14 protein-coding genes are annotated in these 14,098 nt (G+C 70.5%); 9 read left to right on the top strand and 5 right to left on the bottom strand.

Features of this window, described 5'->3' with window-relative positions:
* Positions 1 to 695: 695 nt before the first annotated feature.
* From IT359_21225 to IT359_21215, 3 genes are all read right to left on the bottom strand, one after another.
* On the bottom strand, positions 696 to 1,574 hold the full coding sequence (locus tag IT359_21225) for a hypothetical protein (GenBank protein ID MCC6931525.1): 879 nt from the start codon (positions 1,572 to 1,574) through the stop codon (positions 696 to 698).
* On the bottom strand, positions 1,571 to 3,808 hold the full coding sequence (locus IT359_21220) for a caspase family protein (protein ID MCC6931524.1): 2,238 nt from the start codon (positions 3,806 to 3,808) through the stop codon (positions 1,571 to 1,573). The genes IT359_21225 and IT359_21220 overlap by 4 nt, the downstream gene beginning before the upstream one ends.
* Positions 3,809 to 4,179: 371 nt before the next feature.
* Complete coding sequence (locus IT359_21215) at positions 4,180 to 5,007, bottom strand: polyphosphate kinase 2 family protein (protein MCC6931523.1); 828 nt, start codon at positions 5,005 to 5,007, stop codon at positions 4,180 to 4,182.
* 166 nt (positions 5,008 to 5,173) lie between these two features.
* On the opposite strand from IT359_21215, the gene IT359_21210 reads away from it, so the two are divergent.
* Genes IT359_21210 through IT359_21200 form a run of 3 tightly spaced genes read left to right on the top strand, consistent with a single transcriptional unit; the run spans position 5,174 to position 6,659 of the window.
* Entirely contained in the window at positions 5,174 to 5,674 is a 501-nt protein-coding gene (locus tag IT359_21210) for a cbb3-type cytochrome c oxidase subunit I (GenBank protein MCC6931522.1), read from the top strand.
* A gap of 22 nt (positions 5,675 to 5,696) precedes the next feature.
* A complete protein-coding gene (locus IT359_21205; protein ID MCC6931521.1) occupies positions 5,697 to 6,191 on the top strand; it encodes a CopD family protein in 495 nt (164 codons plus the stop codon).
* Between the two features lie 12 nt (positions 6,192 to 6,203).
* On the top strand, positions 6,204 to 6,659 hold the full coding sequence (locus tag IT359_21200) for a cbb3-type cytochrome c oxidase subunit I (GenBank protein ID MCC6931520.1): 456 nt from the start codon (positions 6,204 to 6,206) through the stop codon (positions 6,657 to 6,659).
* A 40-nt stretch (positions 6,660 to 6,699) separates the two neighbouring features.
* On the opposite strand, the gene IT359_21195 is transcribed toward IT359_21200, so the two are convergent.
* Positions 6,700 to 7,707, bottom strand: a complete 1,008-nt coding sequence (locus tag IT359_21195; GenBank protein ID MCC6931519.1) for a threonylcarbamoyl-AMP synthase — start codon at positions 7,705 to 7,707, stop codon at positions 6,700 to 6,702.
* 181 nt (positions 7,708 to 7,888) lie between these two features.
* Here IT359_21195 and IT359_21190 point away from each other — a divergent pair, with 181 nt between their 5' ends.
* Positions 7,889 to 8,623, top strand: a complete 735-nt coding sequence (locus IT359_21190; protein MCC6931518.1) for a FadR family transcriptional regulator — start codon at positions 7,889 to 7,891, stop codon at positions 8,621 to 8,623.
* Positions 8,624 to 8,690: 67 nt separating this feature from the next.
* Here IT359_21190 and IT359_21185 read toward each other — a convergent pair whose 3' ends face one another.
* Positions 8,691 to 10,793 (bottom strand): S9 family peptidase, encoded by a 2,103-nt coding sequence (locus IT359_21185; GenBank protein MCC6931517.1) that lies wholly within the window; start codon positions 10,791 to 10,793, stop codon positions 8,691 to 8,693.
* A 248-nt stretch (positions 10,794 to 11,041) separates the two neighbouring features.
* On the opposite strand from IT359_21185, the gene IT359_21180 reads away from it, so the two are divergent.
* The 5 genes from IT359_21180 (at position 11,042) to IT359_21160 (ending at position 14,096) form a co-directional block, all read left to right on the top strand.
* The gene (locus IT359_21180; GenBank protein MCC6931516.1) at positions 11,042 to 11,599 is read left to right on the top strand and encodes a thioredoxin family protein; all 558 of its coding nucleotides are present in this window, start codon (positions 11,042 to 11,044) and stop codon (positions 11,597 to 11,599) included.
* A gap of 108 nt (positions 11,600 to 11,707) precedes the next feature.
* On the top strand, positions 11,708 to 11,962 hold the full coding sequence (locus tag IT359_21175) for a hypothetical protein (GenBank protein MCC6931515.1): 255 nt from the start codon (positions 11,708 to 11,710) through the stop codon (positions 11,960 to 11,962).
* Between the two features lie 111 nt (positions 11,963 to 12,073).
* Entirely contained in the window at positions 12,074 to 12,631 is a 558-nt protein-coding gene (locus IT359_21170; GenBank protein MCC6931514.1) for a hypothetical protein, read from the top strand.
* Entirely contained in the window at positions 12,628 to 13,389 is a 762-nt protein-coding gene (locus IT359_21165; GenBank protein MCC6931513.1) for a LysM peptidoglycan-binding domain-containing protein, read from the top strand. Before IT359_21170 ends, IT359_21165 begins: the two co-directional genes overlap by 4 nt.
* A complete protein-coding gene (locus tag IT359_21160) occupies positions 13,386 to 14,096 on the top strand; it encodes a hypothetical protein (GenBank protein ID MCC6931512.1) in 711 nt (236 codons plus the stop codon). Before IT359_21165 ends, IT359_21160 begins: the two co-directional genes overlap by 4 nt.
* Positions 14,097 to 14,098: the final 2 nt, after the last annotated feature.

Here is a 14,098-nt window from a genome sequence, read left to right as displayed (position 1 = left end):
GGTGGCTCCCACTCACGAGAGTTCGGTCTCACACGAAGGCGCGAAGCCGCGAAGCCGCGAAGCCGCGAAGAAACGAAGAAACAACCCGCCCGTCCCAGCGAAAGCTGGGACCCATTTGTCGCAGCGCTGCGCCCGGCAGGTGGCTCCCGCTCACGAGAGTTCGGTCTCACACGAAGCCACGAAGCCGCGAAGCCACGAAGAAACGAAGCCGCGAAGAAGCGAAGAGACGAGGGAACGCCCCCCTTCCCAGCGAAAGCTGGGACCCATTTGTCGCAGCGCTGCGCCCGGCAGGTGGCTCCCACTCGCGAGAGTTCGGGCTCACACGAAGCCACGAAGCCGAGAAGAAACGAAGCCACGAATCCGCGAAGAAACGCCCCCCCCCTTCCCAGCGAAAGCTGGGACCCATCTGCCGTTGCGCTGCGCCCGGCAGGTGGCTCCCGCTCACGAGAGTTCGGTCTCACGCGAAGACACTAAGCCACGAAAACAGGAAGACACGACGGAGTCCCTCCCGCCCCCCACCCCCTCGCACGCCGCAACCGCCAATCGAATGAACCACTCGCGCGACCGCTCCGTCGCTCGTGCCGCAGAACCCAATGCGCTCGACGCGCCGAGTGCTCACCTCTCACCCCATCCCCACTCCGTGAAACCCCGCGTTCCCTGCGGTAAGACCCCTCCCCACCCTCAACCGCCCAAGCTCACCGACCCGCCCGCCGCACATCGTATGACGCAAACGCCATCGCCCGCTCCTGCAGCGGAATGCGCACCAGCCATCGTTGCAGCTCCATCACCGAAAGCGTGAGCGGCGGCGGCGCGACCGGCGCTCGCGTGGCGACGATCAGCAGCAGCTCCCGACGCTCGTCGACGCCCGGCGGCAGCGTCGCGCGGAGGCGCAGCCCGCGCTCGCGCCAGTCGAGGGCGGGGAGTTCGACGAGGGCGCCGGAGTCGGCGGGAACGTCGGGGAGATACGCATTGGGAAAGAGACGCTGCACGCTGTCGCCGGCGAGCGTGAACAGCGTGAGATGCGCCGCGCGCGTGCTGCGCACGGTGGCGATGATCTCGTCGTTGCGGCTGGCGGCGTCGCCGCGGACGTCGTAGCGCGCGGCGTTGAGCGAGAGGGCGACGGCGAAACCGGCGTCGGTCCTGCCGCGTTCGCGCTCGACGGCGGCGCGGACGGTGATCTGCAAGTAGAGCTGCGCCGCGCCGTCGATCTGCCGAGTGTCCCAGCGCTCGCTCGTGACCTGGTAGTCGACCGCCCGCGCAGCAGCGTCGAGGGCAATGACGCTCGAGTAACGCGAGTCGATGCGCGCGCCACCTGGACCGCGTTCGTCCAGCGTGCTCAACGCACTCGATTGCACGCGCACGCCGGCCACGCGGCGCACGGCCTCGGCGAGCGCGGCGTCGATGGCGCGGCGCCTCGCCTCGGCGGGGGTGAGGTCGGGCGTCATCAGCAGGCGCTGCTCGACGGTGACGGTGTCGATGCCCTGGGCGCGCGCGCTCACTGGCGTCGTGGCGGCGAGGAGGCAAACGACGAAAAGCGTCAAGCGCCCGCGCAATGCGCCGTCGCGGAGGTTCACGGCCGCGTTCCCCCGGGCGAGAGCCTGGCGACGACCGTTGCCGTGTCGCGGGCGATGGTCAGCGGGCGCTGGTCGCGGTTGAGTCTCGCCGCGGTCTCCCGCACGTGTCGTTCGGCGAAACGCCCCAACTCGGCGATGCTGATGGCGTTGTTGCTGTCGGCGTCGGCTTCGCCGCGCAGCCCGCGGGCAATCCAGTAGGTGAGGAGTCCATGGCGGGCGTCGGGAAGGTCGCCGGCGAGTTGCGCGCCGCGCGCGGCGGTGATGACCCCCATCTGCCGCCTGACGAGTGCGGGGTGCTCGACCGAGAGGACGGTGGCGCGCGCCCCGGGGGCGAGCGCCGCCCCGTCGCGCGACACGCCGGTGAAGCAGGCGTCGAGGATGACGACGATCGATCGCGCGGGGAGCCGGGCCAGGCGGTCGAACAGGTCGCCTAACGCGAAGCCGGTCTCGCTCACGAAGGCCGGGTCGGCGTCCCAGGGGAGGAGGAACGGCGAGCGCCGCGCCGCATCGGGGGCGCCGTGCCCTGCCCAGTAGACGACGAGGTCGGTGTTGGCGGTGACGCGCCGTGCCAGCCACCCCGCCTCGCCGAACACCTTCCGCAGCTCGCCGCCGGTCACGTCGGCTCCGGTGCGGGCGTACAGGTGCTCGACGTCGTCGTTCACGCCGAGCGCCTCGACCGCATAACGACGCATCAGCGCCACGTCGCGCTCGGCGAAGCGCGCGTCGGGAAGCTGCTTGTAGCGCTCGACGCCGAGGAGGACGGCGATCGCGTCGGGGCGACGCGTGGCGGCGACGGGGAGGTCGCGGTCGACGGCGGCGCTGTTCAGCGCCCCTCGCTCGACGGTGCCTGACGAGTCGCGCGCCGCCACCACGTCGAGCACGCCGCTGGGTCGCTTGGTGAGAGGAAGATCGATCGGGAGGCGCGCCAGGACGCGCCCTCGCGCGTCGGCCAGCTCGAGGCGGAGCCCGGTGTCGGCGGCGCGCGAGTTGGTGTAGAGCGACAGCGTGACGGTCGACGTCCCGCCAGCGGGGATCGCCCCTAACGAGAAGGTGTCGCGCGCGCCGGCGGCGAGGAACAGGTCGCCGCCGCGCCACAGGCGGGCGCGGAGCGGCGGCGTGGCGGCGTCGCCGTCGTTCCCAACGCGAATGGTCAGGTCGCCCACCTCGCGCGGCGCCAGTCGCCCATCGCGCGAGGCGTCGTCGAGCCGCGTGTCGCGCACCACGAGCCGCGGCGCACCCGCCGCGCGCGCCGCGACGCGCAGGCGTAGCGCCGGGGAGAGGTCGAAGCCGTTCGCCTCGCTCACCCTCGCGACGATGACGATCTCGCTGGCCGACTGCGCCGAGTCGGCCGCGAGGCGGAAGGTGAAGTCGCGCTCGCTGCCGCTGGCGATCGTTGGAGTGGAGGGGGCGACGGAGACGGTGACACCGGTTGCCGGCGATTCGACAGCGAGCGATGCGCGGACATTGCGCGCCTCGCCAGGACCGTCGTTGGCCACCGTGAGCGTCACGCGCCCCCCTTCACCCGGCGCGAGCGCGCCGTCGCGATCGTCGTCCTGCCAGGCGACGCTCGCGCGCAGCGTGGCCGGCGCGGCTGCCTGCCGAGTCGGCGGCGCCTTCCCGCCGCCGCGCATCGCCGCTTCCCCAGCCTCGCGGTCACCCCTGGCCACGACGATCGCCGAGTCGCGGACGATCCACCCGCTGACGCGATCGTCATCGAGCGCGAGCTGCACCACGCTGCGCCCGTAGGCGAGATAGGCGTACCGTCGGGAGGGATCGCGCGTATACGCCCACGGGGTCCCGAACCGTCGCAGCACCGCGTCGCGCGAGCTCCCCAGCGCGAGTGCCCCGCGCGAGGGCGCACCCGTCGAGCCCCGCGGCGCCATCACGACCTTGAGCGCGCCCTCGGCGTCGGTGTATTCCACGACGTGCCCGGTCCGTGGGTCGAAGGTCACGCTGCTGGAGCGATACGACCAGATCTCCTTCCCCAGCGACGTCAGTCGCTCGACCAGATCGGGCGCTCCTTGCACCTGTCGGACGCGCTCGCGGGAATCGCCAAGGGTCCAGCGCTGCGGCACCTGCGCGGCCAGCGCCACGCCACCGAGGAGGAGCGCGATCGCCGAGCGCGCCACCACCCGCCCCGCGCCGCCACCCGGCGCCGGGCGTACGGGAGCGCCGTCGGTGCTGGTCGTGCGAGCACCGCCGGCATGGGAAGAGGGCGCGGCCGAATACTCCATCCTGGGGAGTATCGGCGCCTATCGTCGCGGCTTGAGCGTGGGTGCGCGAGGCGGGCTTAGGGCGCGCCCCATCGGTGCAAGATCCTGTCTCACGCAAGGAAGCGAAGCCGCAAAGGGGCTGTGCACCTTCACGCCTTCGCGGCTTCGCGTGAGACCGCAGTTGCGCCTTCCCCTCCGCGCGAGCCCGGCCGCTGCCCCACCTCGCGCGGGACAACTCACACGAAGCATCGAAGACACAAGGATACAAACCGCCTAACGCCGCGGCGCGAACATCCGTCCGCCCGTCGCGCGCTCCCTTCGCGCCTTCGTGCCTTCGCGTCACACCGCAGTTGCCCCTCCCAAGCCAAGCGCACCACCCCCAGCCGTGCGCCCTACCGCGCCAACCCCGACTTGAGCGCCAGCACCTCCTTCGACGCCCGCGGATACTCCGGCTTGAGCGCCCCTAACGCTTCGTTGATCACCTTCGTGATCAGGTAGTTCCGCGCCGCACGATGGTCCGACGGGATCACGTACCACGGCGCCCACTTGGTGCTGCACTCACGAAGCGCGTCGCGATAGGCGCGCGTGTAGTCGCCCCACAACGCCCGGTCGTCGAGGTCGCCGGCGCGGAACTTCCAGTTCTTCGTGGGATCGGTCAGGCGCTCGAGGAACTGCTCACGCTGTTCATCCCTGGAGATGTGCAGGAAGAACTTGAGGATCACCACGCCGTTCTCCGTCAGCATGCGCTCGAAGTCGTTGATCTGCCGGTACCGGTGCTGCCACACGCGCTTGGGCACGAGGTTCTTCACCCGCACCACGAGCACGTCCTCGTAATGCGACCGGTTGAAGATCCCGATCATTCCCCGCGGCGGGACCACCTGGTGCACGCGCCAGAGGAAGTCGTGCGACAGCTCGAGGTCGGTGGGAGCCTTGAACGAGGCCACCTGGCATCCCTGCGGGTTGCAGGCATCGAAGACGGCGCGGATCGTCCCGTCCTTCCCAGACGCGTCGCGCCCCTGCAGCACGACGAGGAGCGCGTGCCGGCGGTCGGCGTAGAAGGCCGACTGCAGCTCCCCCAGCCGCTCCTGCTCCACGGCCAGGAGGCGCTTGAGGTCGTCGCCGTTGGCGAGCCCCCGCGGCGGCTTGGCCCCCTTGTCGTCGAGCGGGAGGGGGTGCGATGGATCGACCGGTTTGATAATCATATATGCGTTATGCCGCATTTCAGGGATTGTCGCCGCCCGGGTCGGGCGAATCCGCACACGACGGACCGTCGACGCCCCTGATATTGCGCGCCGAGGTGGCACCGCGCGACCTGCAATCGTGCGCGTCCGGTGCCCGTCAAACCCCTCATGAGCGGGCAGTGCCGCGCGGTCCGGGACAGCTCCGGTGCGCGATACCGCCGGCTCGCCCGGAGCGTTGGTGATGGACTGGTTCTCCAAGGCGTTCCTCAAGTCGAGCCTCGCCTGGTTCGGCATTGGCGTCACCCTGGGCGCGGTGATGTCGACGTGGCCGAACGCCGCGGCGTATCGAACGGCGCACTTCCATATGAACCTCCTCGGCTTCGTCTCGATGATGATCTTCGGCGTGGCCTATCACGTGATTCCGCGCTTCACGGGTCACCCGCTGCACGACCGGCGCCTGGCCGAGGTGCATGTGTTCGTGGCCAACATCGGGCTGGTGACGCTGTCGGTCGGCTTTCTCCTCGTCCCCACGCTCGGCGCGCCGCGCGCCCTCCCGGTGCAGGCGGCCGGCGGGATCATCTCGGCGTTAGGCGCGTACCTCTTCATCTATAACATGTGGCGCACGATCGATGGCCCCCGGGTGCTGCAGCGCGCGCAGCAGGCGCAGCGCCGCCCCGGCGCCCTCCCCACCGTGCAGCCCGACTGAGCCGGCGCCGCGAGGCCACCACGTGCGCACGCTGTACTACACCTTCGTCACGCTCCACCTCTTTGCCGCCATGACGTGGATCGGCGGCGTCCTCTTCCTCGCCCTGGTCGGCGCGCCGGCGCTGCGCAAGGTGGAGCCGCCGGCGCTGCGCACCGCGCTGTTCGAGGAAGTGGGGATGCGCTTCCGGTATGTAGGGTGGGCGGCGGTCATCGTCCTCCTGGGGAGCGGGACGTGGCTGGTATGGTATCGCGGATGGCTCTCCTGGTCGCTCTGGACCAATGGGACCTTCTGGACGCAGGGCGTGGGATACGCGCTGGCCTGGAAGCTGGCGATGGTGACGTTCATGCTGGTCCTCTCGCTGGCGCACGACCTGGCGCTCTCACCGTCGCGCGCCCGTGCGCTCGACACGCGCCCCGACGCCGCCAGGGTCCGGCGGCAGATCGTCCTCATGGCGCGCGTGGGTGCGCTGGCTGCGATTGGTGTGGTAATTGCCGCGGCGCGCCTCGTGCGCGGGTAGGGGCGGCGCGCGATGCACACCCTCGTCCGCCGCTACATCAAGACCGGGATCGCCTTCCTGGTCATTGGTCTCCTGATCGGCCTCTGGATCCTGGTGCAGCGCGAAGTTGGGCGCACGTGGCCGTCGCCCTACCAGGTCTCGGCGCACACGCACGCCATCCTCGTCGGCTTCGTGATGATGATGATCCAGGGGGTCGCCCTCTGGCTCTTCCCGCGCCCCGAGAAGGACGACGCGCGCTACGACCCGCGCCTGGCCAGCGCCGCCTACTGGTGCATGACCGTGGGGACCGCATTGCGGCTGGCGGGAGAGCTGGCGCGCATTGCCAGCCAGGCGCCGGCGCTGCGTGTGGCGGTGGTGATCGGTGGCGCGTTGCAGGTGGCGGGGATCGCCATCTTCTTCTACACCATGTGGTCGCGCGTGCGCGCCGTGGGAAGCGCCGCCCGCGAGGCGAAGGGCGAGCGCTTCTAGCGGCGCGCACGACCAGCGCACGTCGGCCGCCCGCCGGACGCTACGACGACCCCAGCCCCGCGCGCCGCAAGCGATCGGCAATCGCCGCCCACCCTTCCCCCTGCGGGATCTCCTCGACATACGCAACGGTGCACCCGGCGCCGTCCAGCGCGTGAAGCGCCGCGTACAGCGCGCGGGCATAGCCAGCCGCATCGCCAGGCATCGCGATCGCCACCGTCGCCTCGGCCCCCTCCACGTCGAAGGCGAGGAGCCCCGTACGCGTCCCCGCATCCTCGAGCGCTATCAGCTCCCTCCATACCTCGTGGCGCTCGGTCGCGGTGAACGGGCGCAGCGATGCACGCGGTGCGTAGTGCCGGTCGATCATCCCCGGCGACGGGCGCGGCGCAGCGCCTCCCGCCGCGTGCCTAACGACTTCCACCGGCCCCACCACGCGCTCCAGCGCCTCGCGCGACACACCCCCCAGTCGCAGCAGCACCGGGCGCTCACCGGTCACGTCGACCACGGTCGACTCGATCCCCACCGCGGTGCTCCCGCCGTCGATCACCAGGTCGACCGCTGCGCCCAGTTGGGCGACCACGTGCGCCGCCGACGTGGGTGACACGCGCGTGAAGGCGTTGGCGCTCGGCGCCGCGACCGGGACCCCGGCGCGACGAATGAGCGCGCGCGCCACCGGGTGCGACGGAACGCGAACTCCCACGGTATCGAGCCCGGCGCTCACGATGTCGGGAATGTGCGCGCGCTTGGGGAGGACGAGCGTGAGCGCTCCGGGCCAGAAGGCGTCGGCCAGCGTCCTTGCGACTGGCGGGACCTCACGCGCCACGGTCTCCAGGTCACCGGCGTCGGCGATGTGGACGATGAGCGGATTGAACGACGGTCTCCCCTTGGCCGCGTAGATGCGGCCTACCGCGTCGGCGCTCAGCGCGTTGGCGCCCAGCCCGTAGACCGTTTCCGTGGGGAACGCCACGAGAGCGCCGCTGCGCAGCAGCATCGCCCCTTCGGCGATGGCCGACTCCAAGGCGGCGGCGTCTGCGGACGAGGCCTGCAGCACGCGAACGGGTGACGACGACATCGGGGCGCGGACAGCGGGACGAGAGGGGGAGAGACGCCGGTGGAATCTAGCGCCGGGGCGGGACTGGCGACGTTTGCCGGTCGGCGCGCGTGGGGCTACGTTCCCGTCACGCGCGTGCGCCGCCTCGCGCGCTGCGCTCCTCTCCGCACCATGCCGAGACATGTCCGTCCCGTTCGATCCCATTCGCCCGAAAGAGCGCCTGTACCAGGAGATCGTGGAGCACGTGCAGGCGCAGATTCTCTCGGGAGAGCTGAAGCCGGGCGATCGCATCCCCGCCGAGCGCGAGTTGGCGACGCACTTTGGCGTGAGCCGCGCCGCGGTGCGCGAGGCGATCAAGTCGCTGGCCGAGAAGGGGCTGGTGGAAGTGCATGTGGGGCGCGGCACCTTCGTGGCCGCGCTCACGACCGACCACGTGGTCGAGTCGATGTCGCTCCTCCTGCGCGACGCGCGCAACACGCCGGAACACTTGCAGGAAGCGCGCGAGATCCTCGAAGTCCCCATTGCGCGCCTGGCGGCCGCGCATCGCACGAGCGAGAACCTCGAGCGACTCAAGGCGTTGATGACGACGATGGAGGCGCAGGCGCACCTCACGCGGGCCTTCATCGACGCCGACGGCGAGTTTCACTACGAGCTGGCCCGCGCCACCGGCAACCCGGTGTTGGAGATCGTGAGCCGCACGCTCCTCACCATGCTGCGCTCGGAGCGCGTCTTCATGGTGGGCTTCCGCGACGAGATTGGCGGGGCGCTCAAGAGCCACGGCGCGATCCTGGCGGCGGTGGAGCGGCAGGACGCGGCGGCAGCCGCCGCGGCCATGGCCGAGCACCTGCGGCACGTGTCGGCGGTGCTGCGATCGTTACGCGGTCCGGCGCCGGTAAACGCCCCCGCCGGCGCCTAGCCGTCGCCGCCTAACGGCGCTCGCTGCCCAACTCCTCCCGCCGCCTAACGGCGCTCGCTGCGCACGGCTACGGCGTGGGCGCCGCCGCGCGTCCCGCCTGCGCCAGCGTGAAGGCGAGAATGTCCGCCGTCTCGGCAATCAGCTTGTCGGTGGGGCGATAGCCGTGGCTCCCCTGCGTTTCCACGCGAATCAGGAGTGGGCGCGTGCAGGTGGGTGGCGCCGCCTCCTGCAGCGCCGCCGTGAACTTGAACGAGTGCGAGGGGACCACGCGGTCATCGTGATCGGCGGTGGTGATGAGCGTGGCGGGATAGCACGTCCCCTTCTTCACGTTGTGCAGCGGCGAGTAGGCGTACAGGTACGGGAACGCCTCGGCGTCGTCGGCCGAGCCGTATTCGGTGGCCCACGCGGCGCCGCCGGTGAACTTGTGGTAGCGCAGCATGTCCAGCACGCCGACCGCTGGGAGTGCGACCGCCACCAGCTCCGGACGCTGCGTCATCACCGCCCCCACCAGCAATCCGCCGTTGGAGCCTCCCTCGATGGCGAGGTGAGCGCTCGAGGTGACCTTGTCGGCGATGAGCTGTTCGGCCACGGCAATGAAGTCGTCAAAGACGCGCTGCTTCTTCTCGCGCATTCCCGCCTGGTGCCACTGCTCACCGTACTCGCCTCCGCCGCGCAGCGACGCCGTCACCCACACGCCCCCCTGTTCCATCCAGGCGATGTTGGCCGGCGAGAACGAGGGGACGAGGGAGACGGCAAAGCCGCCGTAGGCGTAGAGCAGCGTCGGGTTCTTCCCGTCGAGCGCAATCCCCTTGCGATGCGTGATGAAGTAGGGGACGCGCGTCCCGTCCGCCGAGGTGGCAAAGCGCTGCGTCGTTTCGAAACGCGCGGGGTCGAAGGCGCTGGTCGGTGCGTCGAACGCGGTGCTGCTGCGCGCGGCCACGTCGTAGCGAAAGACCGTGGTGGGGTAGAGCGGGGAGGTGAAGGCGTAGTAGAAGCCGCTGAAGTCGCGCGTAGCGCTCACGCCGGCCACCGTCCCGATCCCCGGGAGCTGCACGCGCCCCGCCGCCTTCCCCTCGCGCGTGTACAGCGACAGTTCGCTGCGCACGTCGACCAGGCGCGTGACAATGAAGTGGGTCTTCGCCAGTTGCACCCCCTCGATGGTGTGCGCTCCCTCGGGGATGAGGGTGCGCCAGTGGGCGCGTTGCGGACGCGCGAGGTCGATGGCCACGACGCGACGGCGCGGCGCGCCGAGGTCGGTGACGACAAACAACGTGCTGCCGTCGTTCCCCACCACGCCGAACTCGCCGTCGTCTTCCTCCACCAGCGGCACCGCGCGCGCCGCGACGTTGGGGGCCTTGGGGTCACCCAGGTCGGCGACGTAGAGGCGGTTGCGGCTGTCGGCCCCCTTCGCCATCGAGATCACCAGGTAGCGCCCGTCCTCGCTCACGGCGGCGCTCACGAACCAGGTCGGGAGGTCGGGGCGCTCGTACACGAGGACGTCCTGCGACTGCGGCGTCCCCAGGCGATGGTAATAGACCTTCTGGTGCTCCAGCGCCGAGACGAGCTTCTCCGCCTGCGTGCGCGCCGGATAGCGCGAGTAGAAGAATCCCTTGCCGTCGCGCGTCCACGAGAGCCCGGAGAAGCGCACCCACGACAATGTCTCCTCGAGGTCCTTCCCGGTGCGCACCTGGCGGATCTTCACGTCCTGCCAGTCGGCCCCTCCCTGCGACAGGGCGTACGCCACGTGGCGCCCGTCGGGGGCCGGCTCGTACTGGGAAAGGGCAATCGACCCGTCGGGCGACAGTGCGTTGGGGTCGAGGATGACCTTGGCCGGAGTGCTCGGCGACGAGCGTGCGAGGACAACGAATTGCTTCTGCAGCCCCGAATTGCGACGGTAGAAGAGGACGCCGTTGGCCAGCCGTTGGGGGAGGGTGACACGCGGGTAGTTCCAGAGCGCGGTGAGGCGCTCGCGCAGCACGGCGCGCTGCGGGAGCGACGACAGGTAGCGCTCAGTCGTCGCGTTCTGGGCGGCAACCCAGGCGGCCGTCTCGGGCGAGTTGAGATCCTCCAGCCAGCGATAGGGATCGGCGATCTCCCGGCCGTGCAGCGTGTCGACGGCGTCGCCGCGGCGGGTCGGGGGGTAGCTCAGCGCTTGTCCGGCGAGGGTCATCGGCCAGGCGAGTATGAGGAGGAGGGGGACTGCCCAGCGGGGAAGTCCGTTGTGGGGGCGCGACCGGGGGCTGCAAACGTCCATCTCGTGCGCTCTCCAATGGTCCGTGGAGGGGCGAAGCTAGCCGGGACCCCGACCGAGCGGAAAGGGGATAGCGCACAGTGATGCCGGGCTTTTCCCGCCTACGGGAACCGGTCTTTGGGGACGAGACTACGGTAGGTTACGATCAACTAAATGCCGATTTGGTTATGGAAATGACTGCCGACCGCTTTGCCGCTGCCCCCGACTTCCCCGCTTTCCTGTCGCAGATCCGGGAGAACGTGGAGATGTGGCCAGCCGTCCACCGCACCGCACGCATTCCCGAGGAGCTGGTCGCGCGTGGACGGGAGATTCCGGGACAGTGGAAGCTGGTGGCCCTGGTCGAGGACTGGTGCGGCGACGCGGTGAACGTGATCCCGGTGCTGGCCAGGCTGGTGGAACAGCTCCCCAACTTCGAGCTCAAGCTGCTGGAGCGCGACGAGAACCCCGACCTCATGGATGCGCACCTCACCGACGGGACGGCGCGGGCCATTCCAATCGTGATCGTCTACGACTCGGCGTTCCGGGAGGTGGGATGGTGGGGGCCGCGCCCGGCGGAGTTGCAGCGCTGGTTCAAGACGGAAGGCCAGAGCCTGGAGAAGGGAGAACGCTACAAGCAGGCGCGGACGTGGTATGCCCGTGACCGCGGGCGCTCCACGCTCGAGGAGGTCCTCGAGATTGCCGAGGCGGCGTCGAACGGGGTGCGCATTCCGAGCGTTATGCACTAGGTTACGCCGTCGCTGCGCGGCCGGAGGGCCGCGCCGGTACCCACTCCGTCAACGGGGCGGGCGCCGACGGGCGAGGATCGAGTACCCGCACACGAGCACGAGGACGACATGGCCGAGGGTCGCAAGGAAGCCAACTTCTCGCAGGGATGGGGGATCGCCGCGTTCATCACCGCGCTGGCGGTGGGGGCGTTCTTCGTGGCGGGGACCATCAAGTCGCGCACCTATCTCCACCCGACCGATCCGATGCGCCCCAACGGTGGCGCCGAGCATGTGGCCGGGGGCGAGCACGCCGCCGCGGCCGGCGATCATGCCGCACCCGCGGGTGAGGCAGCGCCGGCGGCCGAAGGCGCGGCGAAGCACTAACGGCCGTCGTCGCAGTCGCGCGACCCCCGTCACCCACGCGGCGTGACGGGGTACAAGGGCAGGTGGCGTGTCGTTGCTGCACGCCTTCGAAGATCGCAGTGGAGTGAGTCCATGCGCCGCCTGATTGCCCGCTCGTTCGTCCTCTCCATCATCGCACTCGCCGCCACCAGCTCCGTGGCTCGCGCCCAGCGCGGGGGTGGCGCTCCGCCGTTTGGCGGTCCGCGCCCCGAGTTTGCCTTCGACCTGAGCGATGGGGAGCCCGTCTCCTTCTATTTGGAGTGGGCGCGCGTCCTCGAACTCACGCCCGCGCAGAAGAGCGGGCTGATCGAGATTCGTCGGCGCCTTCGCCTGCAGAACGCCCCCTTCATGCACCAACTGGATTCGCTGCGCGAACTCTCGGGCGTCGACCTCACGTCGCGGCGTCGCGTGACCGAGGACGATCGCGAGGCGGTGCGGCGCTTCCAGCTCGTCGCCGCGCCGGTGATGGACTCGATCAAGGTGAACAACGACGGCGCGCGCCGCGAGATTGGCGTCCTGCTCGATGCGCGACAGGCGGCCAGGGCCGATTCGGTGTCGAAGGCGATGCGCGAGGCGCGCAACCGGCGCGACGAGCGGGGGGCGGGGCGTCGCCCCGGCGAGCCTAACGAGCAACGCCAAGCGCCCCGGTGACGAGCGCCATCGCGCCGCGCCGTACCGGAAAGCGGCTCACGGCGTCCACGCGCCGCGTGGTGCGACTCCTCGTCACCTCGGCGTGGCTCACCGTCGTCCTCGTGGCGATCGCCGCGATTGGTGCCTTCCTCTTCTTCCATCGCGGCGATCCCGAGGGGAGCGCGCGCCTGGCCAACGCCGAGATCGAGGCGCTGCTGGAGCGCGGCGAGCGCGTGGCGTGGCGCGTCCCCGTGGTGCAGCGCCACTGGTGGGACAGCTTCCGCCTCACGCACGGCGTCCTGGCGGCGACCGACCGTCGCCTCGTTTACGTGGGCGTCCCGCCCGAGCCGTTCATCCCCCATGGAGAGGAGCCGCAGGAGTTCCTCGAGCGATCGTTTCCCTACGAGCGCGCCCTCGTGTCGCAGTTCTCGCGCGTCTTTCTCGGGACGATGCCCGGCGTGCAGCTGACGGCGAACGAGGGCGACGAGGCGTTCGGCTTCGCCTCGCGCGACCGGGCGCGCATGGACAGCGTCCTCTCGCTCGTCGCACGCCGGCAGGCGGCGCTCCGTGCGGCGAGCGAGGCAGAGCGGCGCGCCGCCGAGGCGACCGCCGCCGCCTCGCGCCGCGCCATCTATCACCTGGTGCAGCGCGGCGAGGCGCTCGAGACCATTGCCAGGCGCTACGGCGTTCCCACCGACTCGCTCGTGAAGTGGAACGCGCTCGCCACCACGCGCATCACCGCGGGGCGCCGCCTCCTCGTGAAACCCGGCACGCCATGAGCGACACCGGACACCACGCGGGCGGCCATCAATCGCGTGTCCTCCCGCAGCGCGAGCACCTGCTGCACGTTACCCGCACCGCGCGCATCCGGTCGTTAGGTGACCCGGCCACCGCGCGCGACGTGTGGGTCGTGCTGCACGGCTACGGCCAGCTCGCCGCCGACTTCCTCCAACCGTTCCGCGCCGTCGCTGGCGCCGACTGCGCCGTGCTTGCCCCCGAGGCGCTCAATCGCTTCTACACGGGGAAGGAGACGGGGGGAGGGCACGCCGGACGTCCCGTGGGCGCGACGTGGATGACGCGCGAGGATCGCGACAACGAGATCGCCGACTACGTCGCCTACCTCGACACCGTCGTCGCGCAGCTGGCGGGCACGCGACCGGTGACGGCGCTCGGCTTCTCCCAAGGCGTGCCGACGCTGCTGCGCTGGGTGACGATGGGAACGACGCCGGCGGCGCGGGTGATCGTCTGGGCCGGCGAGATCCCCGCCGATCTCGACCTGGTGGCGGCTCGACAACGGTTCCCCGACCACGGCATCGACGTCGCCTATGGCACGCGCGACGAATACCTCCCGTGGATCAACCTCGACGCGATGCGCGCGCGGCTGGCGGAGGCTCAGCTCCCGATGCGCGAGTTTCCCTTCGACGGCGGTCACCGCCTGGACCGGCGCACCCTCCTGGCGCTCGCCGGGCATTCCGACAACGCGTGACG

It is taken from the genome of Gemmatimonadaceae bacterium, assembly GCA_020852815.1.
Taxonomy (GTDB): domain Bacteria; phylum Gemmatimonadota; class Gemmatimonadetes; order Gemmatimonadales; family Gemmatimonadaceae; genus SCN-70-22.
This window is presented reverse-complemented; position numbering and strand designations above follow the sequence as displayed.